General features: G+C 69.8%; 30 protein-coding genes and 1 pseudogene. 16 read left to right on the forward strand and 15 right to left on the reverse strand.

Going from position 1 to position 22,813, the window contains the following annotated elements; all coding sequences use genetic code 11:
* Window positions 1-13 precede the first annotated feature (13 nt).
* Window positions 14-814 (forward strand): L,D-transpeptidase family protein, encoded by an 801-nt coding sequence (locus Air01nite_RS13255; RefSeq protein WP_203702392.1) that lies wholly within the window; start codon window positions 14-16, stop codon window positions 812-814.
* Here Air01nite_RS13255 and Air01nite_RS13260 read toward each other — a convergent pair.
* Window positions 808-1,248, reverse strand: coding sequence for a winged helix-turn-helix transcriptional regulator (locus tag Air01nite_RS13260; RefSeq protein WP_203702394.1), 441 nt, complete (start codon window positions 1,246-1,248; stop codon window positions 808-810). The two genes, Air01nite_RS13255 and Air01nite_RS13260, sit on opposite strands and share 7 nt — an antisense overlap.
* 68 nt (window positions 1,249-1,316) lie before the next feature.
* On the opposite strand from Air01nite_RS13260, the gene Air01nite_RS13265 reads away from it, so the two are divergent.
* Window positions 1,317-2,717: an MFS transporter gene (locus Air01nite_RS13265; protein ID WP_239090687.1), complete on the forward strand. Its 1,401-nt coding sequence runs from the start codon at window positions 1,317-1,319 to the stop codon at window positions 2,715-2,717.
* Here the strand turns inward: Air01nite_RS13265 and Air01nite_RS13270 are convergent.
* Window positions 2,711-4,186: a GGDEF domain-containing protein gene (locus Air01nite_RS13270; RefSeq protein ID WP_203702395.1), complete on the reverse strand. Its 1,476-nt coding sequence runs from the start codon at window positions 4,184-4,186 to the stop codon at window positions 2,711-2,713. The genes Air01nite_RS13265 and Air01nite_RS13270 overlap by 7 nt on opposite strands.
* Window positions 4,187-4,264: 78 nt before the next feature.
* Here Air01nite_RS13270 and Air01nite_RS13275 point away from each other — a divergent pair, with 78 nt between their 5' ends.
* The gene (locus Air01nite_RS13275) at window positions 4,265-5,287 is read left to right on the forward strand and encodes an aldo/keto reductase family protein (protein WP_203702396.1); all 1,023 of its coding nucleotides are present in this window, start codon (window positions 4,265-4,267) and stop codon (window positions 5,285-5,287) included.
* Here the strand turns inward: Air01nite_RS13275 and Air01nite_RS13280 are convergent.
* Both Air01nite_RS13280 and Air01nite_RS13285 read right to left on the reverse strand, forming a co-directional pair.
* Window positions 5,284-5,946 (reverse strand): Type 1 glutamine amidotransferase-like domain-containing protein, encoded by a 663-nt coding sequence (locus Air01nite_RS13280; RefSeq protein ID WP_203702397.1) that lies wholly within the window; start codon window positions 5,944-5,946, stop codon window positions 5,284-5,286. The genes Air01nite_RS13275 and Air01nite_RS13280 overlap by 4 nt on opposite strands.
* 26 nt (window positions 5,947-5,972) lie before the next feature.
* Window positions 5,973-6,482: a pyridoxamine 5'-phosphate oxidase family protein gene (locus tag Air01nite_RS13285; protein ID WP_203702398.1), complete on the reverse strand. Its 510-nt coding sequence runs from the start codon at window positions 6,480-6,482 to the stop codon at window positions 5,973-5,975.
* Between the two features lie 75 nt (window positions 6,483-6,557).
* Here Air01nite_RS13285 and Air01nite_RS13290 point away from each other — a divergent pair, with 75 nt between their 5' ends.
* A complete protein-coding gene (locus tag Air01nite_RS13290) occupies window positions 6,558-7,061 on the forward strand; it encodes a winged helix-turn-helix transcriptional regulator (protein WP_203702399.1) in 504 nt (167 codons plus the stop codon).
* Between the two features lie 113 nt (window positions 7,062-7,174).
* A complete protein-coding gene (locus tag Air01nite_RS13295; protein WP_203702400.1) occupies window positions 7,175-7,657 on the forward strand; it encodes a hypothetical protein in 483 nt (160 codons plus the stop codon).
* Between the two features lies 1 nt (window position 7,658).
* Here the strand turns inward: Air01nite_RS13295 and Air01nite_RS13300 are convergent, their stop codons facing one another.
* The 4 genes from Air01nite_RS13300 to Air01nite_RS13310 form a co-directional block, all read right to left on the reverse strand.
* A complete protein-coding gene (locus tag Air01nite_RS13300) occupies window positions 7,659-8,402 on the reverse strand; it encodes an exo-alpha-sialidase (protein ID WP_239090696.1) in 744 nt (247 codons plus the stop codon).
* Window positions 8,342-8,527: a hypothetical protein gene (locus Air01nite_RS41090; RefSeq protein ID WP_239090698.1), complete on the reverse strand. Its 186-nt coding sequence runs from the start codon at window positions 8,525-8,527 to the stop codon at window positions 8,342-8,344. The genes Air01nite_RS13300 and Air01nite_RS41090 overlap by 61 nt, the downstream gene beginning before the upstream one ends.
* Before the next feature lie 72 nt (window positions 8,528-8,599).
* Window positions 8,600-9,475: an alpha/beta fold hydrolase gene (locus tag Air01nite_RS13305; RefSeq protein ID WP_203702403.1), complete on the reverse strand. Its 876-nt coding sequence runs from the start codon at window positions 9,473-9,475 to the stop codon at window positions 8,600-8,602.
* Between the two features lie 29 nt (window positions 9,476-9,504).
* Window positions 9,505-10,089, reverse strand: coding sequence for a GNAT family N-acetyltransferase (locus Air01nite_RS13310; RefSeq protein WP_203702405.1), 585 nt, complete (start codon window positions 10,087-10,089; stop codon window positions 9,505-9,507).
* Between the two features lie 94 nt (window positions 10,090-10,183).
* Between Air01nite_RS13310 and Air01nite_RS13315 the strand changes: the two genes are divergently transcribed.
* From Air01nite_RS13315 to Air01nite_RS13330, 4 genes are all read left to right on the forward strand, one after another.
* Complete coding sequence (locus Air01nite_RS13315) at window positions 10,184-11,122, forward strand: GntR family transcriptional regulator (protein WP_203702407.1); 939 nt, start codon at window positions 10,184-10,186, stop codon at window positions 11,120-11,122.
* A 175-nt stretch (window positions 11,123-11,297) separates the two neighbouring features.
* Window positions 11,298-11,840 (forward strand): RICIN domain-containing protein, encoded by a 543-nt coding sequence (locus tag Air01nite_RS13320; protein WP_203702408.1) that lies wholly within the window; start codon window positions 11,298-11,300, stop codon window positions 11,838-11,840.
* A gap of 103 nt (window positions 11,841-11,943) precedes the next feature.
* The gene (locus tag Air01nite_RS13325) at window positions 11,944-12,441 is read left to right on the forward strand and encodes a DUF3592 domain-containing protein (protein WP_203702409.1); all 498 of its coding nucleotides are present in this window, start codon (window positions 11,944-11,946) and stop codon (window positions 12,439-12,441) included.
* Window positions 12,442-12,495: 54 nt separating this feature from the next.
* Window positions 12,496-12,813 carry a hypothetical protein gene (locus Air01nite_RS13330; protein ID WP_203702410.1) on the forward strand — a complete coding sequence of 106 codons (318 nt, stop codon included), beginning with the start codon at window positions 12,496-12,498 and terminating at the stop codon, window positions 12,811-12,813.
* A gap of 17 nt (window positions 12,814-12,830) precedes the next feature.
* On the opposite strand, the gene Air01nite_RS13335 is transcribed toward Air01nite_RS13330, so the two are convergent.
* Both Air01nite_RS13335 and Air01nite_RS13340 read right to left on the reverse strand, forming a co-directional pair.
* Entirely contained in the window at window positions 12,831-13,619 is a 789-nt protein-coding gene (locus tag Air01nite_RS13335) for an SDR family NAD(P)-dependent oxidoreductase (protein ID WP_203702411.1), read from the reverse strand.
* Between the two features lie 69 nt (window positions 13,620-13,688).
* A complete protein-coding gene (locus tag Air01nite_RS13340) occupies window positions 13,689-14,297 on the reverse strand; it encodes an MmyB family transcriptional regulator (RefSeq protein ID WP_239090688.1) in 609 nt (202 codons plus the stop codon).
* A gap of 16 nt (window positions 14,298-14,313) precedes the next feature.
* Here Air01nite_RS13340 and Air01nite_RS41895 point away from each other — a divergent pair.
* From Air01nite_RS41895 to Air01nite_RS13350, 3 genes and pseudogenes are all read left to right on the forward strand, one after another.
* Window positions 14,314-14,691: pseudogene (locus tag Air01nite_RS41895) on the forward strand (aKG-HExxH-type peptide beta-hydroxylase); the annotation flags it as partial.
* Window positions 14,692-14,716: 25 nt separating this feature from the next.
* Complete coding sequence (locus Air01nite_RS13345) at window positions 14,717-15,499, forward strand: hypothetical protein (RefSeq protein WP_275408198.1); 783 nt, start codon at window positions 14,717-14,719, stop codon at window positions 15,497-15,499.
* Window positions 15,500-15,508: 9 nt separating this feature from the next.
* The gene (locus Air01nite_RS13350) at window positions 15,509-16,798 is read left to right on the forward strand and encodes an MFS transporter (RefSeq protein ID WP_203702413.1); all 1,290 of its coding nucleotides are present in this window, start codon (window positions 15,509-15,511) and stop codon (window positions 16,796-16,798) included.
* Here the strand turns inward: Air01nite_RS13350 and Air01nite_RS13355 are convergent.
* The gene (locus tag Air01nite_RS13355) at window positions 16,782-17,972 is read right to left on the reverse strand and encodes an LCP family protein (RefSeq protein WP_203702415.1); all 1,191 of its coding nucleotides are present in this window, start codon (window positions 17,970-17,972) and stop codon (window positions 16,782-16,784) included. The two genes, Air01nite_RS13350 and Air01nite_RS13355, sit on opposite strands and share 17 nt — an antisense overlap.
* A gap of 328 nt (window positions 17,973-18,300) precedes the next feature.
* Here Air01nite_RS13355 and Air01nite_RS13360 point away from each other — a divergent pair, with 328 nt between their 5' ends.
* The 4 genes from Air01nite_RS13360 to Air01nite_RS13375 all read left to right on the forward strand — a co-directional run bounded on the left by Air01nite_RS13360 (window position 18,301) and on the right by Air01nite_RS13375 (window position 20,472).
* Window positions 18,301-19,074, forward strand: coding sequence for an SDR family NAD(P)-dependent oxidoreductase (locus Air01nite_RS13360; RefSeq protein ID WP_203702416.1), 774 nt, complete (start codon window positions 18,301-18,303; stop codon window positions 19,072-19,074).
* A 25-nt stretch (window positions 19,075-19,099) separates the two neighbouring features.
* Window positions 19,100-19,927 carry an NAD(+) synthase gene (gene nadE / locus Air01nite_RS13365; RefSeq protein WP_203702419.1) on the forward strand — a complete coding sequence of 276 codons (828 nt, stop codon included), beginning with the start codon at window positions 19,100-19,102 and terminating at the stop codon, window positions 19,925-19,927.
* A complete protein-coding gene (locus tag Air01nite_RS13370) occupies window positions 19,924-20,163 on the forward strand; it encodes a hypothetical protein (protein WP_203702421.1) in 240 nt (79 codons plus the stop codon). The genes nadE and Air01nite_RS13370 overlap by 4 nt, the downstream gene beginning before the upstream one ends.
* 105 nt (window positions 20,164-20,268) lie before the next feature.
* Complete coding sequence (locus Air01nite_RS13375; protein WP_203702422.1) at window positions 20,269-20,472, forward strand: DUF2795 domain-containing protein; 204 nt, start codon at window positions 20,269-20,271, stop codon at window positions 20,470-20,472.
* Window positions 20,473-20,484: 12 nt separating this feature from the next.
* Here Air01nite_RS13375 and Air01nite_RS13380 read toward each other — a convergent pair whose 3' ends face one another.
* The 4 genes from Air01nite_RS13380 to Air01nite_RS13395 are packed head-to-tail and all read right to left on the reverse strand — an operon-like array spanning window position 20,485 to window position 22,776.
* Window positions 20,485-21,228, reverse strand: coding sequence for an SIR2 family NAD-dependent protein deacylase (locus Air01nite_RS13380; protein ID WP_203702424.1), 744 nt, complete (start codon window positions 21,226-21,228; stop codon window positions 20,485-20,487).
* Window positions 21,225-21,800, reverse strand: a complete 576-nt coding sequence (locus tag Air01nite_RS13385) for a dihydrofolate reductase family protein (RefSeq protein ID WP_203702425.1) — start codon at window positions 21,798-21,800, stop codon at window positions 21,225-21,227. Before Air01nite_RS13385 ends, Air01nite_RS13380 begins: the two co-directional genes overlap by 4 nt.
* 12 nt (window positions 21,801-21,812) lie before the next feature.
* Window positions 21,813-22,028: a hypothetical protein gene (locus Air01nite_RS13390; protein WP_203702427.1), complete on the reverse strand. Its 216-nt coding sequence runs from the start codon at window positions 22,026-22,028 to the stop codon at window positions 21,813-21,815.
* 10 nt (window positions 22,029-22,038) lie between these two features.
* On the reverse strand, window positions 22,039-22,776 hold the full coding sequence (locus Air01nite_RS13395; protein WP_203702428.1) for a GntR family transcriptional regulator: 738 nt from the start codon (window positions 22,774-22,776) through the stop codon (window positions 22,039-22,041).
* Window positions 22,777-22,813 lie beyond the last annotated feature (37 nt).

A 22,813-nucleotide genomic window follows, 5' to 3' on the forward strand; every position in this document is an offset into this window, starting at 1 on the left:
CCTGCTGCGGTCGGTGGCTGCCGTCGTGGCCGTGCTGGCGCTGGCTGCCTGCGGCACCGTCGAGCCCCGCGCGGACGCGGCGCCCGCGGAGACGGCGGCGGCCCGCGACCAGCTGGCCCGCCGCTCCGACCAGCCGCCGAGCCGGTCGGAGAGCGTCCCGACGCCGAAAAGCACGACGCCGAGGAGCACGACGCCGGTCAACGACGCGTCGCGGTTGCGCACCTTGCCGTCGGGCACCACGCAGGTGATCGTGGTGAAGTCCAGCGGCTTCGGCACGAGCACCGGCACGTTGCAGGCGTTCGAGAAACGTGCCGGCGCGTGGGCGCCGGCGTTCGCGCGGATGACCGCGCGTCTAGGGAGCCAGGGCTTCACGGACCGAGCGGCCGAGGGCAAGCCGGCGACCCCGACGGGCGTCTACCCGATCGGTTCGACGATGTACGGCATAGCCGCGAACCCGGGCGTCCGCTACAGCTACCACCGCCTGGTCGAGAACGACTGGTGGAACGAGAACGCGGAGACGCCGGGCTACAACTCGTTCGTCCACGGCGCGGACCCGGGCGGCCCCAGCGAGGCCCTGTGGGAGACCGACCCGCAGTACCGCTACTTCGCGGTCATCAACTACAACATCCCGGTCAAGGAGGCCGACCCGCCGCGCGGCAGCGGCATCTTCCTGCACGTCATGATCCCGGGCCGGGCGACCGCGGGCTGCGTCGCGATCGCGGAGTCCGACCTGGTCAAGGTGCTGCGCTGGCTGAACCCGACGGCGAAACCCCGCATCGTGATGGCGCCCGCCGCCGAGCTCGACCGCTACTGAGCGGCGGCGAACTCGGCCTCGCGCCGGTCGTAGGCGGCGCGGGCGGCGGCGATCTCGCGCTGGTTGGCGTCGGTCCAGGCGACCAGGGTCTGCACGGTCTGGTGCAGCGTCACGCCCAGCGGGGTCAGCGCGTAGTCCACGCGTGGCGGCACCGTCGGGTGGACCGTGCGGCGGACGAGCCCGTCGCGTTCGAGATGGCGCAGGGTCACCGTCAGCATCCGCTGGCTGATGCCGTCGATCTCCCGGCGCAGCTCGGTGAAACGCAGCTTGCGGTGCTCGAGCAGCGCCACGACCAGCAGTGACCACTTGTCGGCGATGCGGTCGAGGATCTGCCGGACCTCGCAGTCTTCCCGTGCGTCCCACTGGAAGGCGTCGTTGAACTCGCCCTCGGTATCGCAGCAGTAACCAGGTGACGTTGAAGTGCCTTCTTCCATGGTTCCCAATAGTGACCAACGATGGGGTCAGTTACAAGAGGTAACCGACTCGACCGTGGGGGAATCACGTGCCAACGAAGGTAGGGGCCCGATGCTGGGCGCTGTTGCTCGTCCTGTGTGGGGCGATCTTCCTGGAGGGCGTCGACATCTCGATGATGGGTGTCGCGCTGCCCGCCATCCGCGCCGACCTGGGCCTGTCGACCGCCGCGCTGCAGTGGGTGGTCAGCGGCTACGTGCTCGGCTACGGCGGGTTCGTGCTGCTCGGCGGCCGGGCCGCCGACCTGCTCGGGCGCCGGCGGATGTTCATCGGCTGGCTGGGGGTGTTCATCGCGTTCTCCGGTCTCGGCGGGCTCGCGACCGAGGGCTGGATGCTGATCCTGGCCCGCTTCGCGACCGGGGTGGCGGCGGCGTTCCTCGCTCCGGCCGGCCTGTCGATCATCACGACGACGTTCCCCGAGGGTGCGGCCAGAGACAGAGCGGTCCTCGTGTACGCGGGTGCGGCCGCGGGCGGCTTCTCGCTCGGCATGGTGGTCGGCGGCCTGCTGACCAGCGTCGACTGGCGGTGGGTCTTCTTCGCGCCGGTCGTCATGGCGTCGCTGCTGCTGGCCGCGGCGCTGCCGCTGGTGCCGCGGGACGTCCCGGCGGCCGGCGGCCGGGCCCGCTTCGACGTCCCCGGCACGCTGGCGCTGACCGGGGCGATGCTGCTGCTCGTGGTGGCCGTCGTACACCTGCCGGAGGTGGCGGCGTGGGTCACGGCCGCGACGCTGGCCGGCAGCGCGGCGCTGTTCGCGGCGTTCGTGGCCGTCCAGCGTCGCTCGCCGGCGCCGCTGATGCGGCTGGGCATCCTGCGCTCGCGGCCGCTGCTGCGGGCCAACATCGGCGCGTTCCTGCTGGTCGCCGGTTTCATGGGCTTCCAGTTCGTCGCCGTGCTCTATCTGCAGGAATTGCGGGGCTGGTCGGAGATCGAGACCGGGCTGGCGCTCGCGGTGATCGGCATCGACGCGGTCATCGCACCGACGCTGACGCCGCGCCTGGTCGCCCGGTACGGCAACCAGCGGGTGATCGCGGTCGGGTTGGTGCTGGTCGCGCTGGCCTTCGCGTGGTTCCTGCCGCTGGGCATGACCTGGAGCTTCCTGACGCTGCTGCCCGGGTTGCTGGCCATCGGGTTCGGGTTCGCGCTGGCGTACGGGCCGCTGACGATCGCGGCCACCGACGACGTCGACGCCGAGGAGCAGGGCCTGGCCAGCGGCATCCTCACCACGTCGTTCCAGTTCGGTTCGGCGCTGGGGCTCGCGGTGACGACGGCGGTGGTGGTCGCGGCGGCCGGCTCGGGCACGACGCTGGACAGCTATCGGGCCGGCCTGCTGGTGCCGGTCGCGGCGCTGGTGATCGCGAGCCTGGTCACCGTCGCGGGGCTGCGGCGACGCGGCTCAGCCGCACCCGTCGAGGAACTGGCGCGCGCTCATTGATCCACGGGCTGGCCGGTCGATCGTTGATCGGCCGGCCCGCCGCGCAGCGCCGGCGCGAAGACCATCAGCCGGTTCCGCCCGGCCGCCTTCGCGGCGTAGAGGGCCAGGTCGGCGTCGCGGAGGGCCTCGGAGGTGTCGTGGCTGGCCTGCGCGTCGGCCTTGATGCCGATGCTCGTGCCGATGGTGACCGTGCCGTACGCGGTGGGGAACGGTTGGCTGAGCCGGACCCGGGCCTGCTCGGCGACCGCGGCCGCGCCGTTGGCGCCGGTGTCCGGGAGGAGCACCGCGAACTCGTCGCCGCCGAGGCGCACGACCGTGCTCGCGGAGGGTGCGACCGCGCCGAGGCGCCGGCCGACCTCGAGCAGCACGGCGTCGCCGGCCGGGTGCCCGAGCGAGTCGTTGACCGCTTTGAAGCCGTCGAGATCCAGCAGCAGCAGGGCAGCGCCGCGGCCGTCCCGGCGGGCGTCATGACCGCAGAGCGCGTCGAGCTTGTCGAGCAGCACGGTGCGGTTGGCCAGCCCGGTCAGCGGGTCGTGCGCCGCCTGGTGCGCCAGCTCGACCTGGAGTCCCTCGAGCTCCCGGGATCGCCGCCGGGCGAACGACGCGATGAGCCCGAGCCGCCACAGCAGCAGGAGGGAGATCAGCGCGGCCGCGATGATCGGAAGCCCCAGATCGCTGATCGATACGGGGTTGTACGCGCTCGGGATGATCGCGAGCACCCAGGCGAGCGGGCCGAGCAGGGTCAGGAACGCGAACAGGGTCATGCGGGCCACACCGAGCCGCGACGGGTCCCGGATGCGTCTGCCCGGTTTCAGCACACTCGACGGGTGCAGCGCGGCCGCCGCGACCAGGACCGAGAACACCGGGAACAGGATGCCGGTGTTGGACAGTCGGCTGGGTAGGGCGTACGCGACGGATCCGACGATGACGGCCAGGGTCGCCGCCGAGACCATCAGCATGGCCGGCGTTCGCGGGCTGACCTGGAAGAGGAGCCGCGTCAGCAGCCCGAGCAGGACTGCTGCGGCTATCGGACGGATGACGGTGACGCTCACGGCCTCGCCGGCGGTCGGGCTGTGGTCAGAGAACAGGAACACCCAAAGGATGACAAAAGCCCCTAGGCCGACGATGAGCGCGTCGAGGGTGTCCTCCAGATCGAACTCGCGCGCCCGGCCGGTGAACAGGATCAGCGCGCCGCCGAGCGCCGCATAGACGATCCAGGCGCGGATGTCGCCCGACCCCACCCCGTGCGTGGCGGTCGTTCCCGCGCGTTGTGTCGCGTACGACAGGCGGGCATAGCTGATGATCCCGGAGCAGCCGGCCAGGAGCCACCAGGCCGCCGGCACCGCCGGGCGTTTGACCAGCAGCACGACCACGAGCACGGCTGTTGCCGCGATCGCGGTGATCGCGCTGAGGAGCAGCGAGCCGGTCCCAAGGACGGCGCCCGCGAGCCCGGCCCCGATTAGGAGCAATAGCCACATTTCATACCCGAATTCAACCGTACACCCGAGATACGGCAGATTCGGCAGAGAGGCGTACCCTGCATGATCATGAAGCATCGTCAGCTCGGCGCCAGCGGACTCATGCTCAGCGAGATCACCTACGGCAACTGGCTCACCCATGGCGAGTCGGTCGAGCGCGCGGCGGCGACCGCGTGTGTCAGAGCGGCCCTCGACGCCGGCATCACGACCTTCGACACCGCCGACGTGTACGCGATGGGCGCCGCCGAGACCGTGCTCGGCGAGGCGCTGCGCGGGGTGCGGCGCGAGTCGGTCGAGATCCTCACCAAGGTCTGCAACCCGACCGGCCCCGGCCCCAACGACCGTGGCCTGTCGCGCAAGCACGTCATGGAGTCGTGCCATGCGTCGCTGCGCCGGCTCGGCACCGACTACGTCGACCTCTACCAGGCGCACCGGTTCGACGACCGCACGCCGCTGGACGAGACGCTGATCGCGTTCGACGACCTCGTGCGCCAGGGCAAGGTGCGCTACCTCGGTGTCTCGGAGTGGACCGCGAAGCAGATCCGCGCCGCGCTGGACATCGGGGCCGAGCTGGGGCTGCGCAGCCGGCTGGTGTCCAACCAGCCGCAGTACAACATGCTGTGGCGGGTCATCGAGCCCGAGGTGGTGCCGCTGTCGCTCGCCGAAGGGCTGGGCCAGATCGCGTTCCAGCCGCTCGCGCAGGGCGTGCTGACCGGCAAGTACCAGCCCGGTCAGGCGCCGCCGCCCGGTTCGCGGGCCGCCGGCGACGGGCGCGCGCCGCGGTTCATCGCCCGGGTGCTCGGCGACGAGCTGCTGACCCGGGTGCAGGGCCTGCGGCCGATCGCCGCCGACGCCGGGCTGTCGATGGCACAGCTCGCGATCGCGTGGACCCTGCACCGGCCCGGCGTCAGCACCGCGCTGATCGGGGCGTCCCGGCCGGACCAGGTCACCGAGAACGCCGCCGCCGCGGGTGTGTCGCTCGGCGACGACGTCCTGCGGCGGGTCGACGAGACGCTCGGCGACCTGGTCGACACCGACGCCCGCAAGACCGCGCAGATGTTCGCGGTCAAGGAGGGCTGGGCGCGCGGTTAGAAGCGCTTCCAGTGGCCTTCGGAGACGACCTCGACGTCGCCGTCGATCACTTTGATGGCGGTCTGGTCGTCGATCGCGTACGCCGGACCGCCGATGCCGGCCGCCCACTTCTCGGCGGCTTCCATGGTGTTGAGCGGCAGGGACGGGTGGCCCACGTGCGGGAAGATCGAGAAGTCGACCATCCCCATCGTGCGGTCGTCGCCGGCGGGAGACTTCCACCCGACGAAGTCCTCGCCGATGCGCGGGGTCATCACCATGCTGCCGGCGCTCAGCCCGACCCAGACCGTCTCGGTCAGCGACGGCAGCAGGTCGGCAAGCCCGGACTCGCGCATCCAGTGGTGCAGGTAGATGGCGTCGCCGCCGCCGACCAACAGGACGTCGGCCTCGCGTACCAGCGGGACCCAACGGTCTTTGTCGACGCTCGGCAGCGCGGTCAGCTCCAGCAGACCCACGGCCTTCCAACCCAGTTCCGTCATCGCGCAGTCGGGGTCCTGCCCGCTGACGAACTGCCAGGCGTTGAAGGGACCGCGGGGGTTGGCGTAGATCGCGGTGGGGATGCACAGCGCGGTGGACTCGGAGATCGGTTTGCCCAGCAGGTCGAGCAGGGCGGCTTTGATGCTGGCGTTCTTGATGCCCGAGTCGGTGAGGAGAAGCTTCATGGTGCCCTTTCGCTGGTCGCCGCCGGTCAGAGGCGGTAGTTGGTCTGGCTGAAGGGGTCGCCCTTGGCGTGGCCGTACGCCTTGTCCGGCGTCACCTCGAAGACCACGAGCTGGGTGTCGGGGGTGGGGGAGACCAGGGCGCCGTCGCGGACGTCGAGCTCCCAGCGGCCGTCCCAGCGGTCGCGGTAGAGCGCGGCGAGCCGGCGCAGCAGCACCTCGTCGGTCACCGGCGCGGCAGTGCCTTCGACGACCACGTCGAGGCCGCGGTCCCAGGCGGTGTCGCCGGCCAGCACGAGCACGTGCGGGTTGGCCTGGAGGTTGGCGTACTTCACCTCGGTGCTGCCGGTGTGGAAGTAGACCTTGCGGTCCTGGACCACCGGGACCATCGGTGTCGTGTGTGGACGGCCGTCGGGCCGCACGGTGACGACCCAGGCGACCTCCGCCGCGGCCAGTCTCGCCTCGGCGTCGGTCCACGGGACGGCTTGGGCCGTGGGGTCGCTGTAGCGCCGGTCGATGCGTTCGGTCGTCGGCTTCATCACGCCTCCGAAACTGGTTGCGCCTTCGAGACCGATTGCAATGTGCAATCGGTTGGATGCTACCATCGTTGTCTGATGGATGAGGGACAGGTGCACCGGTCCGGCTGCCCGATCAACCTGGCGGTCGAGGTGATGGGCGACCGCTGGTCGCTGGTCGTGCTGCGCGACATGATGTTCGGCAACCGGCACTACTTCCGCGAGCTGCTGACGGGGTCGCAGGAGGGGATCGCCTCCAACATCCTCGCCGACCGGCTGCGCAGGCTGGTCGCACACGGGCTGCTCTGGCGGTCGTCCGACGAGACCCACCGGCAGAAGATCCGCTACAGCCTCACCGAGGCGGGCGTGCAGCTCGTGCCGGTGATGGCGGCGCTGGGTTCGTGGGGGCGGCGGCACATGCCGGCCAGCCACGAGCTGTCGGTGCGCGCCGAGCTGCTCGAGCGGGGCGGGCCGGCGCTGTGGTCGCGGTTCATGGACGAGCTGCGCGAGCAGCATCTGGGCATCCCGCGTCCGGAGGGCACGCCGTCGGTCTTCGCCGAGCTGCAGGCGGCGTACGAGGCCGCGGTGGCGCAAGCGCGCTAGTTTGCGGCCATCGATGCCGACCGCTTAGGATCTCCGGCAATCGCGGGGGCGTCGTTCACCAATGTGGACGTTTCTGTCTGCCCCCGGATTCCACCGGGGGAGGGCATCACTCGATGCGCAGCAAGGTGTTCACGGCGTTCGCGCTGACCGTGGCGACCGTCGTCGCGACGATCGCGTGGGCGGCGCCCGCGCAAGCCGCACCGGTGTCCAACTTCAACGTCTCCGGCAACCCGAACAGCACGGTGGCGTGCCACGCCACGCAAACCATCGACTGGGGCTGCACCGAGGGCCAGATCGAATGGCACAACCGCACGGCGACCGTGTATCCCGTGATCTACCCGTCGGGCTGGCGGAACTGCACGGGCCACCTCTACACCGAGGTCGTCTTCGAGTCGTTCGCCGGCAGCAAGAAGATCCACACCGTGACCAGGGTCGCGTACTGCGTCCACGGTTGGTACTCGGAGCCGGGCTTCACCATCGGCGACACGAACCTGGTCGGCGGCATCAACCGCGTCAAGATAACGCTCTGCAACTACACCACCAACGACGGCCGCACCTGCGGGCAGAACGAGAACTACTCGAAGCCCGCGAGCTGACTCAGGCCCCGGGGCCGTTGAGGATCCACGACAGGTTGAAGCGCCGCCAGACGATCGCACGGTGCGAGCGCGGGTCGCTGCCGTACTCGAAGAAGTCCGTCTCCACGAGCGCACCGATCCGGAAGTCGGTGGTCTTGGTCATGCTGGCTTTGCCGGCGCCGGCGATCGGTGCGTCGCCGAGCTTGCGGCCGTAGGTGTAGCGGTTGGCGTCCGCGTCGTAGCTGATGCGCACCCGCATCTCCCGGCGGCTGCTCGTCGAGGCGAAGTTCAGGAAGATCGTCCGTGCGGGCGCGTCGAGGTTGTAGACGAGGACCGCGCCCTCGCACTGCGGATCGGGCAGCCCGGTGTCGTTGGCGAAGGCGCCGAAGCCGCCCAGCGTGCCCCGGGCGACCCGGCGGTAGTCGCCGGAGTTCGGCCGGTCGTTGCGGTAGAGCCGGCCGTCGGGTGTCTGGGCGACAGTGCCCTCGTTGTTGGACTCGCCGAGCAGCTGCATCGACCAGGTGCGGTTGCCGGGCGTGCCGCGGCCGATCAGGTTGCGCCCCTTGGCCGGCACGACCAGCTCGCCGGTGCTCAGCTTGACCCCGATGCCGGGCCCGACCGCGTCCCACGCCCACCCGGCCGGAATCAGTTGGGTGGCCAGGTCCTGCGGGGTCGACCAGGTGGCGCCGTCGTCGACGCTGCGGGTCAGATACAGGTGCCGCCGCCCTTCCGGTTCGCCATGTTGGCGCTGCGGAAGAGCGGAAATCCGACGTGGTACGGCGTCGCCGACTGCGCGGGATCGTCGACGGCGGCGTACGCCGGACCGGCGGCACCGACCAGGACGGTGAGCAAGGCCAGCGCACCGGCCGCGGTGCGACGGACAACAGACATCGCGCTCCCCCCACAAGACATCGAATGGCAAGAATGTCTGGGACAGGGCCGGCCGGCGACCCTGCCGCGCGGTCAGCGGCTCGTCAGCTCGGCGAAGATCTCCACCAGTTCGCGCCGGTCGAACGGCCCGCAGTGCGGTGCTGGCACGCTGCGCACGTCCGTCCGGTTGTCCGGTGTCAGGCGGTCGGCCTCGTCGATGAACCGGTCCTGGAGCGCCTTCGGAATGAGGCGGTCGTGGGTGAAGCGCACGTACGTGCGCGGTATACGACCCCAGGAGTCCGCTTCACCGCGGGCTTCGGCCAGCGGGATGCTGGCGGTCTCGTCCGGCTCGAACATGTGCAGCAGGCGGCGCACCGCCTCGTCGCTGAAGTCGCCGGCCAGGCACTGCTTGACGCCGTGGAACACCGCCGGGTCGGCCGAGCGCCAGTTGATCCGGGCCACGCCCAGCGCCGCCGGGTCGCCGACCGCCAGCGCCGCCACCAGGGGGAGCAGGCTCTCGCTGTTCTCCGGCGTGTCGAGGTATGCGGTCATGTTCGGCAGGTCGACGCAACAGTAGGCGGCGACGTAGACGACCCGTTCGAGCAGTTCGGGGATGGTGTTGCCGACCCGGCTCACCGTGACGCCGCCCTGGCTGGCGCCGGCGAGGATCACAGGTCCTTGCCGGCGGGCTCGGCGGACGACGCCGACGACGCGCTCTACGTAGTCGTCGATGGTGACCGCGGCGAGCGGCGACGGCTCGGTGGCCAGCGCGTCGAGGTCCTGCGGGGCCTGGTACGCACGGGGGATGACCGCCTCGTCGCCGTGCCCCGGAAGGTCGACGGCCACCGCGCGGTGGCCGCGCAGGGTGAGCTCTCTGATCAGGCCGGACGCCCAGAAGGACGACGTGTGGGTGCCGTGCAGGAACACCAGGGTCGGCGGTCGCCGGTCGCTGTCGTGGTTGGTCGTCATGGAGCTGTCATCCTTGGTGGGGAAGTCGTTCACCGCGGTGCTCGCCACATCGGCCACAGGGGTGGACCGCCGTCGAGGCGGATCGGCTCGCCGAGGTCCTCGAACCCATGTCGCATGTAGAGGGTTCGGCTGCGCGGCGAGCTCGCTTCGAGATAGGCGCCGAGCCCTGCGGCCTGCGACAAGCCGTGTCGCAACAGCGCCGAGCCGAGCCCGGCTCCTTGCCGCCTCCGGACCACGCCCATCGCCGGCAGGTAGAGGTGCCGCTCGCCGCCGGGGTGTCGCTGCGCCAGCGCCTGACCGAGCGCCAGCAGCCGGGCGCCGTGCGCGCCGAAGTCCCCGCCCGCCTCGGGCGGGTCCGGGTGGGGCGCTTGACCGGCGGCGAGCGTCAGCCACACCGCGGTTCCTTCGCCTCGGCCGACCAGGCCTGCCTGTGCGGCGGGGTGGGCGAGCAGGGAGCGGTAGAAGCCGGCTTGGAGACGACCTCGTTCGCTCGCGTCGGGGAAGAGCCAACAGACGACAGGGTCGTCCATGAACGCCTCGGTGAGGATCGCCACCACCGCCCGCCGGCCCGCGTCGTCCGTCCGCGAGACGGTTGCGTACGCCGTATCTGTCATGCTGTCAGCCTAAGAATGTGCCCTTGCTGTAGCCACCTTCGTCGCGATCAAGTGAGCTGGGTCGGGAGCGAGTGAGCTAGTACACTCGGTTCCGATGTCTTCGTCCACGCAGCGGCCCGATCCGCCATATCGGCGGGTCGCGGCGGAAATCCGGGCCCGGATCCTGGCCGGCGAGCTGGGGCCGGGTGACCGGGTCCCGTCGATCCGCCAGATCGCTCAGCGGTGGGGTGTCGCGGCCGCGACCGCGACCAAGGTGATCGCGACCCTCCGCGACGAAGGTCTGGTCGAGGCCACGGTCGGCTCCGGCACGGTGGTCAGCCTGACGCAACCGCCCGGCGGCACCATGGCACCGAGCGGGCGGCGGCCCGGCGCAGCCAGGCGCGCGCTGCGCCGCGAGCAGGTGCTCCGCGCCGCCATCGAGATCGCCGACGTCGAGGGCCTCGACGCGGTGTCGATGCGGCGCCTGGCGGTCGAGTTGGGCGTCGGACCGATGTCGTTGTACCGGCATGTGGCGAACAAGGACGACCTCGTGGCGCAGATGGCCGACGAGGTCTTCGGCGAGTCAGCGTTGCCCGTCCCGGGGCCGCCGGGATGGCGCGCCAAACTCGAGCTCGTGGCCCGGCTGGAATGGGACCTGTTCCGCCGCCACCTGTGGCTGCCCAGGGCGGTGTCGTTCACCCGCCCGCTGCTCGTGCCCGCGATGGCGGCACACACGGAGTGGACGCTGCGTGCGCTGGACGGGCTCGGCCTGCCCATCTCGACGCGGATCCGCGAGGCGCTCACGCTGCACGGGCTGGTCGTCACGCACGCACTGTCCATGTCGGACGAGATCGAGGCGGAGCAGGAGACCGGCATCACGCTGGCCGGCTGGCGACTGACCCAGCGCTCGCGCACCGAGGAACTCCTGTCCGGCGGTCGGTTCCCGCTGTTGGCGGCGATCCCGCCGGACGCGGTCTCCGATCTGGACGGGCTCTTCGAGTTCGGCCTCGCGCGCCATCTCGACGGTTTCGCGGTCCTCCTTACCGGCGTGTAGTTGCCGCTGGGCGACGGGCGTGTGTCGCACGGCAGAACGGCAGGTTCCGGCTGCGGGGACTGAACGATCTCGAACGACCTCGAACAGCCGAGGTGGTTGAGGACTGCCGGCAGGGTCGGGATTCTCTGGATCGAGCGGTGGGCGCCGACCCGCCGTCGTTTCGAACGGAGACCGGATGAACCGTTTTCTCGCCCGTCTGCTCGCCGCGTTCCTGGTCGCGGCGTCGATCGCGGGCATGTCAACCGTTCCCGCCCAGGCCGCCGATGGAACATTCCTCATCTACGCCGCGCCCCAGCGAGTGGGCCGATGTGTCGACGTGCCGGCGGCGTCCCTCGTCGTGGGCAAGAAGATCCAGACCTGGGACTGCCAGTACAGCCCGAGGAAGCCCGGTCAGACGTTCCGGAAGTGGGAGGAGGCCGCCGGCGGCCAGGTCTTCGGTCTGCGGAACACGAACAGCGGGCTCTGCCTGGCCGGCTGGGCCAAGGGTTCGCAGCTGACGCAGGAGTTCTGCAACGCGAACATGCCCTCGCGAACGATGTGGCGGGCATGGTTGGCCGACGGCACCACGAACCGCTACTTCCTGGTGAACCAGGTCACCGGCCTGTGCCTGGCCATCCCGGGCGGCGCCATCACGAACGGAACGTGGCTGGTCACCTGGGACTGCAAGATGTCACCGACGGACAGCGCCCAGGACCAGCTGTGGACGTTCGTCGCCTGACCGTCTCTGCCGCGACCGCCGCCGGACCCGATCCGGCGGCGGCCCGCCGTCTCGGCAATACACTGTCGCCGTCGGCTGTCGTCGCAGCGAAGGAGTCGGAGTCTTGCCGCCGGAGCTGGATCCCGTTGGCCGCGCGTCGCGCTACGAGGAGGTCGTCCTCGGGTGGGTACGTGGCGACGGGACGACAGCGCTGACGGCGGGCTTGTGGCTTCTGTTCACCTCATTGCTCACCTGCTTGTTCGTCACGTTGGTGGGATGGCAGGTGCACGAGAACGTCGCGCTGGAGAGGCGTGGAGAGGTTGCCGACGCTCGCGTCGTGCGCACCAACTACGACGGGCGCTCACCCACCCTCAACCTGGCCTACGAGAGCGGCCCGGTCGGTGTCACGGCCATTATGGACAGCGTGGAGCAACGACCGGGCCCGGGTGACGTCATCCAGGTCCGCTACGACCCGCACCACCCGTCCGTCGTGCGGGAAGTGAGTGCGTCGATCTGGCGGTGGATCGATTTTCTGCCCCTGCCGTTCGCGGTGGCAGGCGGCCTGGTCGTACCCGCGGAACTGATGAGGTTCCGGCGCCGGCTGCGGGAGCGGCGCGCGTAGCCGCTGGCCCGACCTACACTCGATCAATAGAGCGGCGACGACAGGGAGCCCCCGATGCCCAATTGGTTGGCGGAGGTGGGCGGCTGGATGCTCCTGGTGTTCGGCGGCGTCGGCCTGTGCCGCGCCGCGACCCTGCTGCTCGGCGGCGGCGCGCAAGCCCGTGACTCCACCGGCAAGAGCGTCCGATTGGTGCTGGTGGAGAGCACCGCTCTGGTGCTGCTCGGCGCCGCGGTGCTGCTCGGCGGCCGCTGGGCGCATCTGATCTGGCCCGCCCTCATCTTCTGGACCATCATCGCCGCGCACGACGTTCGTAACTGGCTGCGGCGCCGCCGTTCTCCTTCTACACGCGACGCCGGACAGGCCGACGTGTAACCGGGTAGCCGATGCGGTCAGTCGGGGAGTTCCGCGATGCCGAGGGCCGTCGCCGAAGAGACCAGGCCACCGTCGATGATCAGATCTTGGCCGTTGACGTACGACGCCTCGTCTGAGGCCAGGAACGCGACCGCGCCCGCGACGTCCTCGTCGGTCCCGAACCGGCCCGCGACCACCTGGTCGAGCACGCCGGCGTGCTGTTCGACGGGGATCTCCGCATCGAACATCGGCGTCGCGATGTAGCCGGGGCTCACCGAGTTCACCCGGATCCCTTGTGGACCCCACTCGGCCGCGAGGGTGTGCGTCAGGTTGTGTGCCGCGGCCTTCGTCGCCGCGTACACGGCGGCATTGGCCAGTCCACGGTGGAGCGTCCACGATGCGTTGATCACGACCGCCGCCGTCGGCGCGGACCGCAGCAGCGGCAGCGCCTTCTGGATCGTGAAGAACACGCCCTTGAAATTGATGGCCACGGTACGGTCGAAGTCGGCTTCGGACACCGACGACGTCGGCACGAACGAGGCGGTGCCGGCGTTGGCGAACAGCACGTCCAGGCGGCCGTGGCGCTGCCGGACCGCGTCCATCAGCGCGTCGAGGTCGGCGAGGTCGGCTACGTCGCCACGCACCGCGAGGACGCGCTCACCACCGTCGAGCGTCTCGACCGCGGCGTCCAGCCGGGCCTTGTCGCGCCCGGTGACGACCACCTGCGCGCCCTCGGCGAGGAACCGGCGCGCGGTGGCGAGCCCCATGCCGCTGGTGCCACCGGTGATCAGAGCGATCCTGCCGTCGAATCGGGAGAGGTTCTGCATGCCACCAGCGTCGAGCCGCGCGGACGACGCGACCAGTGCGCCGCGATCCAGGGTCTGGCACCACCAGGATCAGCGGGTACGCAGCCGCTCCGCCGTGCCGGTCCCGGGGCGAGGGTTGGACAGCTCGAGGAACCAGGCCGGATGGTCGACCACGGCGAGGGTCGTCGTGTCGAAGAACAGCTCGCCGGCCTCGGGGTGCCGCACCGCCTTGACCATCTGACGCGGCACGTCCACATCGTGGCGGGCCCACAGCTCCGCGAACTCGGGGCTCATCGCGCGCAGCTCGTCGATCAGCCGGCGATACTGCGGATCGTCCGGTGCGTGCGCGACGTCGGCCCGGAACGCGGCGACAACCGCCGGCGCTGCCGCCGCCCAGTGCAGGTGCGCGTCGCGGTGGCGGGCGCTGGTGAAGAAGGTCACGAGGCAGTTGTGGTCCGCTGGTCCGTACCCGTAGATGGTCTCGGCCGCGTCGTTGACGGCGAGCAGGTTCCAGTGCCGGTCGCGCAGGACCGCCGGACGCGGCGACCACCCGTCCAACAGCTGCCGCAGCTCGGGCGTGACCGCCGCGCCGCGGTCGGCGTGCAGGTCGGCACACGGCGGCCGCAGGCCCGCCAGCACGTAAAGATGCGCCCGCTCCGCGGCGCTCAGCCGCAGGGCGCCGCTGACCGCGTCGAGCACATCCGTGGAGACGTTGATGTCGCGGCCCTGCTCCAGCCACGTGTACCAGGCTTCTCGCCTGTCCGACGATGAGGCGGCATCGTTCGAGGACCTGTTCGCGCAGGCGTGGCAGATCCTCGAGGAGGACTATCCCAAGTACGTGGAGGGCCTGACCGCTGGCCTGCAGGCGATTGTCCCGCTGAAGCCGTATCCGCACCGGCGCAGCTCGGCGATCACTTCCGCGGACGCGTTCGGGGCGATCGCCACGACCAGGCAGCACAGTGCGCCCCTGCTGGCGGTGACGCTCATCCACGAGTTCCAGCACCTCAAACTGGGCGCGTTGCTCGACATGGAGAGGTTGTTCGATCCGGACGAGGAGCCGCGGTACTACGCGCCTTGGCGGGACGACCCGCGACCGTTCGGCGCACTTCTTTCATGGCATCTACGCTCAACTCGGCGTGACCGACTTCTGGCGGGTACGCCGGCATCGACCAGATGCGGGCGAGTTGGCGCACGTCGAGTTCGCGCACTGGCGCGATCAGGAGATCAAAGCCACGGCACTGGCCCGCACCAACGGTCCGTTGACGGAGATGGGGCGTCGTTTCCTCGCCCTGCTCGATGCCGAGCTCCAGCAGTGGGCGGCCGAGTCGGTGCCGACAGGGCCGTTGGACCGGGCCAACGCCGCCACGGCGGACCGTCTGGTGAGCTGGCGGTTGCTGCGGCGGCCGGAGATGGCTGACATCGACCGGCTGGCGCAGGCGTGGCGAGCGCACGGCGAAGTCCCCGCGCCATCGGGCACTGTGCGCCTCACCTTCGACAAAAGCGCGGCGCCCCACCGCACCAACCCCCGGATCGCACTGCTGTACGTCCTCCTCGAAGACCCGGCACGGATGGAGCACCTGCAGGCCAACCCCGCGGAGCTCGGCAGCGTCGATGCCAACGCGAGCGCCGCCGACGTCGCATTCGTCATGGGCAGGTTTGAGGAAGCCGTGACCGGATATCTTCGTCAGATCTCGGAAGACGGCGGCGATGACTTCACCTGGAGCGGTCTCGCTCTCGCCTATGAGCGTCAGGCGCCCGCCAGTCCAGCGAGCCTGATGCTGCTTGCGCATCCTGAAGTGGTGCGTGCGGTGCATCAGCGCGTTGCCAGGCAGCACGGCGATCGCATCGATCCGATAGCGCTCTCCGGCTGGCTGCAACACGTGACGACAGTCGGCGACTAGCTGTCGCCGATGGCCTCGACATTACGCGCGCGGGTGCGGGACCGAAGATCTCGGGAAAGTGGCCTACTGAGGTCGAACCCCGATTTTCGGTGGTACTGGGCGGGGCAGAGCGCGTCAGCCATCGGCACCGCGACCACCTTCACGGTGCTGCCGTTGCTGACGGCGACCACTTTGCACGGTGGCACCAGCGGCGTGAGCACCGTGACGACGGCGATGTCACTGCCCTACCTGCTTCTTCCCCTGTTCGTAGGGAACTGGCTCGCTGGCCGCCCGAAACGCCGGATAATGATCGCCGCGGACCTGTTCCGTGCGATCGCGCTGGCCACCATCCCCGTCGCGTACATGCTCGACGCCCTGTCCCTGCCGCTGCTCATCGCGGTGTCTCTCATGATCGGCGCGGCCACTGTCGTGTTCGACATCGGCGCCTTCGCCTATCTGCCCTCGCTCGTACCGGAACGTGATCTCGGCGCCGCCAACCGGGCGATGCAGGGTTCGGCCACCGTGACATCGATCGGCGGGCCAGGCCTGGGCGGGTTCCTGGTGAACGCGCTCGGAGCGCCCATCGCGCTGATCGTCGACGCTGTCAGCTTTGTCGCGAGCGCCGTCGGCGTGGCGGCAGCGCGTCGGGCGGAGCCGCGTCAAGGCGTCGACGCCCGCCCTCGTGGCTTCACCACCGGAATTCGCATTCTGCTGGGCAATCCAGCCCTGCGTAACGTGACAGCCAGCATCGGAATCTTCAACGCGGCCAACCAGGCTTTTCTGGTCAATCTGGTGATCTGGGCGGTGACCGAGAACGGCGTGACGGCTTCGCTGTACGGCCTGATCTTCACCGTGGGCGGCGTCGGCGCGTTCATCGGAACCGTCATCGTCGTTCACATCGCTCGCCGACTGGGTCACGGGCGGGCCATGGCCGCACTGATGGTCGTGGCGGGTCCCGTTCCGCTTCTGATGGCCATCCTGCCGTTTCACGGCACGGAACTGGCGTTGTATCTGATGGCCTTCGAGTTCGTCATCTCGGTCGCGCTGGGCGGGTTCAACGTTCTATCGCCCACGCTACGCCAGTCCGCCGTGGCCTATGGCGACCTGGCACGCGTGGAAGGCGTTTACCGCTTCGTCATCTACGGGTCCATGCCATTGGGCAGCGCTGTCGGTGGCATCCTCGGAACCGCTCTGGGCAGCCACGTCGGATTGATCCTCGCCGGCTGCGGGAACGTTCTGGTGATGCCACTGATAGCCAGACCGTCCATCCTCCGGATCCGAGATCCCAGAGAGGCACGCGGTGCTACTTGGCGGCGTTGACCAGGCGGGGGTTGCGGGCGATGAACGCGTCGACGGTTCCGTTGTGGACAGAGGCGAAGAAGTCCTCTGCGACGGGCTTGAGCTCTTCACCGCGGTACCTGCCGTTCTCGATGATGCTGCCGCCTTCCAGCTTGATCATCAAGATGGTGTCCTCGCGCAGGCCGCGCAGCGCGAGGCCGAAGTCGGCGACCGAGTGGCCGCGGCCGCTGAACACCAGTGACTTGCCCGCCGCCCGCAGCACCTTGTCGAGCGTGAGCGGATTGGTGATCACGTCCCTGCTCAGGGCCTGCTTGGCCATCGCGCGGACGAACTGCTGCTGGTGGCGTTGCCGGTCGTAGTCGCCCTTGGGCAGTCCGTAGCGTTGCCGGACGTAGTCGAGCGCCTGCCAGCCCTCGAGATGATGAGTGCCCACCGTGTACTCGACTCGCGGCCCGATATAGGGGTGCGGGCAGCCGCAGTTGTTGCTGGGCCGGTGTTTCCCGTCGGGTCGCATGTGTTCGGATTTGACGTTCTGGTCGATGTACATCGTGACGCCGCCCATCGCGTCGACGATGTTGCGGAAGCCGCTGAAGTTGATGATCGCGCCCGCGTCGAACCGTTCGATGCCGGTGTGGCCGGAGATCGTCTTGGACAGCAGCTCGAAGCCTTGCGCCCGGTCGGGTGTCGTGTCCGACCGGCGGCTGCCCAGCGCCATCGCCGCGTTGAGCTTGTCGCGACCACCGCGGTACCCGGACTTCTCGAACGCGGGAATGTCGACCAGCAGGTCCCGCGGCAACGAGAACAGGTAACCGCGGTCGAGCCCGGCCGGAATATGCATGATCATGATGGAGTCGGCGAGCGGGAGCGTCGTGTCGTCGCGCGGGTCGATTCCGACGAGGAGGATGTTGAGCGGGCCCTTGATGTCGCTGACCTTGGCCGCCTGCCCGTCGCCGAAGAGGTCTTCGGTCGCGACCGCGCCCTCGTAGCGGGCGAGCAGCGCCTCAGCCGAGACCAGCAGGCCGCCGCTGACGACCATGAGGATGGCGCCGAGCACGGTGCAGACGCGCGTCCACCGCGGGATGGCCGGGCGCTTCCGGCGCCGTGCGGCGTCCGGCGGTGGGGCGCCGACTGCCGCGGCACCGACCGCTGCGCGTCCGCGCGTGCGCTTCGCGTTCCCCGGTCTGGTCGCACCCATCGCGTTTCCTCCCTTGGCCGACGTCCGCTAACCACGACGAGTCCGGCAGCCGCAAACATTGCAGCGGCCCGCCCGGACCGCGATCTGGTACGCAACGACACCTGCTGTTCGGTCATTTCCACGCCCACCTCGGGAGGGGGCGATCCGTCCACAGTGTGGTGCCGTCGCGCCGGGCCGCCGCCGACATCGAACGATCCCGAGCGCCCGCATGGCCGTCGGAATCTGAAAGGAATGGGCAAGAACAGACGAGAATCGTTCTACTGTCAGACCCTTTCGGCCGGCGATATTTGGGACACAACGTACGACGTACCAAACGAAGGGTTGAACCATGTCAGTCGCGATCGTCATCGGTGGCAGCTCGGGAATCGGGCAGGCGACGGCTGTCCAGCTCGCGCAGCGCGGGGTGGGGGTGATCCTCACCTACAGCGGCAATCCGGCCGGCGCCGAGGACACCGTGGCCGCGATCGCCAAAGAGGGCGGCACGGCGGTCGCGTTCCGGCTCGACGTGGGCCGCACCACCGAGTTCGCCGCGTTCCGTGAGCAGGTCGCCACGGCGCTGCGCGACACGTGGCAGGTCGACCGCTTCGACTACCTGGTGAACAACGCCGGCTTCGGCGGCATGGCCATGTTCGAGGACGTGACCGAAGATCTGTTCGACCGGTTCATGAACGTACTGCTCAAGGGGCCGTACTTCCTGACTCAAACGCTTCTGCCGTTGCTTGCCGAGGGCGCAGCGATCGTGAACGTCAGCAGCAGCTCGGCGGTGCCGACCGGCTCGGCCGAACCCGGCTACACGGCGTACGCGACCATGAAGGGCGGTGTGATCGTCTGGACGCGGATGCTGGCCAAGGAGCTGGCCGGCCGCAGGATCCGGGTGAACGCGGTCTCTCCCGGCCCGACACACACCCGGCTCGCCGACGCCAACGGTGTGGTCGGCTTCGACGCGTACCCGGACGTGATCCCGATGTTGGCCGCCAAGACCGCGCTGGGCCGCATCGGCGAGCCCGGGGACGTCGCTGCGGCGATCGTGTCGCTGCTCGGTGACGAGAGCCGATGGATCACCGCGCAGAACATCGAGGTGTCGGGCGGCTTCGACCTCTGACCGCGCTGGTCACTACAGTGACCGCGTGGCGGACGTGCGGCAGCGGATTCTCGACGAGCTCGGTGTCAAGGCGGTCATCGTTCCGAAGGTCGAGATCCGGCGGCGGGTCGACTTCCTCAAGGGCTTCCTGCGGTCGACGCCGGCCGAGGGCTTCGTCCTGGGTGTCAGCGGCGGCCAGGACAGCACGCTGACGGGTCGGCTGTGTCAGCTCGCTGTCGAGGAGCTGAGGACCGACGGGCGCGACGCGGTCTTCGTCGCCGTGCGCCTGCCCTACGGTGTGCAGGCCGACGAGTCCGACGCGCAGACCGCGCTGCGGTTCATCCAGCCCGACCGCACGGTCGTGGTCAACGTCAAGCCCAGCGCGGACGCCGTTGCGGCGGAGGTGGCGGGGAGTCTGGGGGATCTGCCCCTGCGGGATTTCGTGCGGGGCAACATCAAAGCCCGTGAGCGCATGGTCATCCAGTACGCGATCGCCGGTCAGCTGAACCTGCTCGTCGTCGGCACCGACCACGCGGCGGAGGCGGTGACGGGGTTCTTCACCAAGTACGGCGACGGCGGCGTCGACCTCACGCCGCTGACCGGCCTGACCAAGCGCCAGGGCGCCGCGCTGCTGCAGGAGCTGGGCGCTCCACCCAGCGCCTGGGAGAAGGTCCCGACCGCCGACCTCGAAGACGACCGCCCGGCGCTGCCCGACGAGGTGGCGCTCGGCCTGACGTACACCCACATCGACGACTATCTCGAAGGTCTCGACGTCTCCCCGGACCTGGCGGCGAAGGTGGAGGCGCTCTACCTCGCCACCCGCCACAAGCGGACCGTGCCGGCCACTCCGTTCGACGACTGGTGGCGGCGATGACGCTCGCTGAACGCCTTGGCGAGTGGACCGATTGGGACGGCGCGCAGTACGAGCTCGGTCGCGCACTCGGCCTGTTCGAAGGACGCGCGTTCGCGGAGACGAAGGGCGTGTTCTGGACCGACAACGCGCTGGGGAACGGACTTCATGAAACCTTGTTGGTGCTCGTGCAAGCAGGTGTCCTCGATCGCCGGGAGGAGCCGGACGAGCAATTCCGCTGGCGCGCGACATCGGAGTAAGGCGGCCTGGCCTGCGGGCCGAATGCCCACTGGCGGGCCATTGGTGGCAAGCGCCCTTTTGCGCGGGCGTCATTGACGATCGCTCAACTCGGGTATCAGCCACTCATGCGGAAGAATCAATGGGACGCGGTCGCGACGGTGTTGCGCGACGCCGGCTTCCCCGCCAACAGGCAGGACCTGGTCAACCATGCGCGGGTACGGAAGGTCGACGAGCTGACGCTCGGCCTGATCCGACGGCTCCCGGTCGGCGTTTACCGCAACCTGGTCGAGGTGCGGGAACGGGCGGAGCGCATTCCCGACCCGGCGTGACGAGACGGGGGATCAAAAGGCGGACCTGACCAACGCCGGGAGGAGTTGGGCGGCGGTGCCGCGCAGGTTGAACGTGCAGACGTCGTCAAGCGGCGTCCGGTCCGGGTTGATCTGGATCACCGTGGCGCCTGCCCTGGCGGCGATCAGCGGGAGCGCGGCCGCCGGATAGACCACGCCGGACGTGCCGACTGTCAGCAGCACGTCGCAGTCGCCGCAGGCGTCGACCGCGGCACTCAACGCCGCTTCCGGCAGCGGCTCGCCGAACCACACCACGCCTGGGCGGACGAGCGCGTCGCACTCCGTACATCGTGGAGGTTCTATTCGACCGCCATCGGAAGCAGCCGCCGACTCCGGAAGCTCCGCCGGGTGGGCCGATGCGGCGCAGCGCGGTGCGAACAGGCTGCCGTGCAGGTGGATCGGCGCCGTGGAACCCGCCCGCTCGTGGAGGTCGTCGACGTTCTGTGTGACGACCACGCTGCCCGGGACGCGGGCCTCGATCGCGGCGACCGCCACGTGCCCCGCGTTCGGCGAGGCTTGGCGGACCCGGGCGCGACGCCATTCGTACCAGCCCCAGACCAGGTCCGGGTCCGTGTCGAACGCTTCCGGGGTGGCGAGTTGTTCCGGGTCGTAACGTGCCCACAAGCCCGTCAGGTCGTCGCGGAACGTCGGCACGCCGCTTTCGGCCGAGATGCCCGCGCAGGTGAAGACGACGACGCGGCCGGCCGCGCCGAGCGCGGCCGCCGCCTCGTCAATCATTCGCGTACGCCGTAGGTTGCGATGATGACGCCCGTCGTCGTCGGCACCGCCTCGATGAGGTCCATTGTGTCCATTCCTTCGCCGAACAGCTTGATGCCCGTGCCGAGCGTGAGCGGGTGGATCGACAGCGTGTAGGTGTCGATCAAACCGGCGGCCGCGAGCGAACGCACCAGCTCGCCGCTGCCGAGCACGGCGAGGTCGACCGTCCTCTTGAGATCGGTCACGGCCGAAACGACGTCACCGCCGAGCAGGGACGAGTTCTGCCAAGGCAAAGGCTCCGAGAGCGTACGCGAGGCCACGTACTTCTGCCTCCGGTTGAGCACCTCGGTGTACGGGTTGCCGTCGGTCTGCCCCGCCCAGAAACCGTGGAACTGCTCGTAGGTGCGGCGGCCGAAGAGCAGGGCGCCCTCGGCGCGCATGCCCTCGCCCATCGTTTTCGCCATCACGTGGTCCATGTAGGGGCGGGCCCAACCCCCGTGGGTGAAGCCGCCCCGGGTGTCCTCGTCGGCGCCGCCCGGTGCCTGCATCACGCCGTCCAGTGTCACGTTCTCGATCACAACGAGCTTGCCCATGGTCGGTCTCCCTCAGGTGGGTGGCCGGTCCGTCGCCGGCCTCTCCTCACCTACACGAACGACCGAGCCCCGGATCGACACCGCCAGCAAAATGGTGGCGAGGGCCGTCACCGTGAGCATGACCACGAAGCCGCTCCAGCGGCCGGGCGCGCTGAGCGCGTGCATGAGCCCCGAGACGGTCATCGCGGCCGACGCCAGCCAGACCAGGCCGAGGAAACCGAGCTTCACGGTCCGCAGCCTAACGTTCGTCGATGGTGACGTCGACGGTGTAGTCCCGCGCCCGGTAGCAGTGGTCCCCGTATTCGACCGCGACACCGGCCGCGTCGAACGCGCTGCGGGTCATCGTCAGCACCGGCTCGGACGCCTTGAGGCCGAGTTGGCGGCGCTCGAACGCGGTCGGGGTGCGGGCGCCGATCTCCTGGTGCGCGACCACCGCCCGGACGCCCCGGGCCCGCAACAGGGCGTAGAGGCCCTGTGCCGAAAGCTCCTCGGCGGACAGGTTGGCCGAGCGGGGTGGCAGCCAGTTGCGCAGGATCGCCAGCGGCTGACCGGCGGCGAGGCGCAGCCGGACGATGGCGAGCAGGTCGGTGTCGGGTGGCAGGTCGAGCTCGGCCGCGATCCGCTCGTCGCGGACCATTTCGTGCCCGAGGACGACCGTGCTGGGCGACCCGGCGGCACGTTCCAGGTCCTCGTAGAGGCTGGTCAGCCCGGCCCGCCGGTGGACCTTGCGGTTGGCGACCGTGGTGCCCAGCCCGCGGCGGCGCAGCAGCAGGCCCTGGCCGACCAGCTCCTGGATGGCCCGGCGGACGGTCGGCCGGGACAGGTCGAGGCGCTCGGCGAGGGCGATCTCGTTCTCGAACGGGTCGCCAGGCTTGAGCCGGCCGTCGTCGATCGCGGAGCGCAACTGCTCGGCGAGCTGGTGGTAGAGGGGCACGGGCGACGACCGGTCGATCGTCACGCCCACCTGGAGCGCCATGCGCGAACTGTACCGTGTCGCGCTAGGTTGACGTTAC

This window comes from Asanoa iriomotensis, from assembly GCF_016862515.1.
Lineage (GTDB): Bacteria > Actinomycetota > Actinomycetes > Mycobacteriales > Micromonosporaceae > Asanoa > Asanoa iriomotensis.

Excerpts from the sequence above, each read along its gene's own strand:
- Air01nite_RS41090 (WP_239090698.1), bottom strand. The coding sequence starts at position 8,527 with ATGTCTGTTGTCCGTCGCACCGCGGCCGGTGCGCTGGCCTTGCTCACC.
- Air01nite_RS13380 (WP_203702424.1), bottom strand. The coding sequence starts at position 21,228 with ATGATTGACGAGGCGGCGGCCGCGCTCGGCGCGGCCGGCCGCGTCGTC.
- Air01nite_RS13335 (WP_203702411.1), bottom strand. The coding sequence starts at position 13,619 with ATGCAGAACCTCTCCCGATTCGACGGCAGGATCGCTCTGATCACCGGT.
- Air01nite_RS13295 (WP_203702400.1), top strand. The coding sequence starts at position 7,175 with ATGCGCAGCAAGGTGTTCACGGCGTTCGCGCTGACCGTGGCGACCGTC.
- Air01nite_RS13320 (WP_203702408.1), top strand. The coding sequence starts at position 11,298 with ATGAACCGTTTTCTCGCCCGTCTGCTCGCCGCGTTCCTGGTCGCGGCG.
- Air01nite_RS13370 (WP_203702421.1), top strand. The coding sequence starts at position 19,924 with ATGACGCTCGCTGAACGCCTTGGCGAGTGGACCGATTGGGACGGCGCG.
- Air01nite_RS13275 (WP_203702396.1), top strand. The coding sequence starts at position 4,265 with ATGAAGCATCGTCAGCTCGGCGCCAGCGGACTCATGCTCAGCGAGATC.
- Air01nite_RS13280 (WP_203702397.1), bottom strand. The coding sequence starts at position 5,946 with ATGAAGCTTCTCCTCACCGACTCGGGCATCAAGAACGCCAGCATCAAA.
- Air01nite_RS13290 (WP_203702399.1), top strand. The coding sequence starts at position 6,558 with ATGGATGAGGGACAGGTGCACCGGTCCGGCTGCCCGATCAACCTGGCG.
- Air01nite_RS13360 (WP_203702416.1), top strand. The coding sequence starts at position 18,301 with ATGTCAGTCGCGATCGTCATCGGTGGCAGCTCGGGAATCGGGCAGGCG.
- Air01nite_RS13395 (WP_203702428.1), bottom strand. The coding sequence starts at position 22,776 with ATGGCGCTCCAGGTGGGCGTGACGATCGACCGGTCGTCGCCCGTGCCC.
- Air01nite_RS13375 (WP_203702422.1), top strand. The coding sequence starts at position 20,269 with ATGCGGAAGAATCAATGGGACGCGGTCGCGACGGTGTTGCGCGACGCC.
- Air01nite_RS13315 (WP_203702407.1), top strand. The coding sequence starts at position 10,184 with ATGTCTTCGTCCACGCAGCGGCCCGATCCGCCATATCGGCGGGTCGCG.
- Air01nite_RS13330 (WP_203702410.1), top strand. The coding sequence starts at position 12,496 with ATGCCCAATTGGTTGGCGGAGGTGGGCGGCTGGATGCTCCTGGTGTTC.
- Air01nite_RS13285 (WP_203702398.1), bottom strand. The coding sequence starts at position 6,482 with ATGAAGCCGACGACCGAACGCATCGACCGGCGCTACAGCGACCCCACG.
- Air01nite_RS13385 (WP_203702425.1), bottom strand. The coding sequence starts at position 21,800 with ATGGGCAAGCTCGTTGTGATCGAGAACGTGACACTGGACGGCGTGATG.
- Air01nite_RS13355 (WP_203702415.1), bottom strand. The coding sequence starts at position 17,972 with ATGGGTGCGACCAGACCGGGGAACGCGAAGCGCACGCGCGGACGCGCA.
- Air01nite_RS13260 (WP_203702394.1), bottom strand. The coding sequence starts at position 1,248 with ATGGAAGAAGGCACTTCAACGTCACCTGGTTACTGCTGCGATACCGAG.
- Air01nite_RS13310 (WP_203702405.1), bottom strand. The coding sequence starts at position 10,089 with ATGACAGATACGGCGTACGCAACCGTCTCGCGGACGGACGACGCGGGC.
- Air01nite_RS13305 (WP_203702403.1), bottom strand. The coding sequence starts at position 9,475 with ATGACGACCAACCACGACAGCGACCGGCGACCGCCGACCCTGGTGTTC.
- Air01nite_RS13350 (WP_203702413.1), top strand. The coding sequence starts at position 15,509 with ATGGCCTCGACATTACGCGCGCGGGTGCGGGACCGAAGATCTCGGGAA.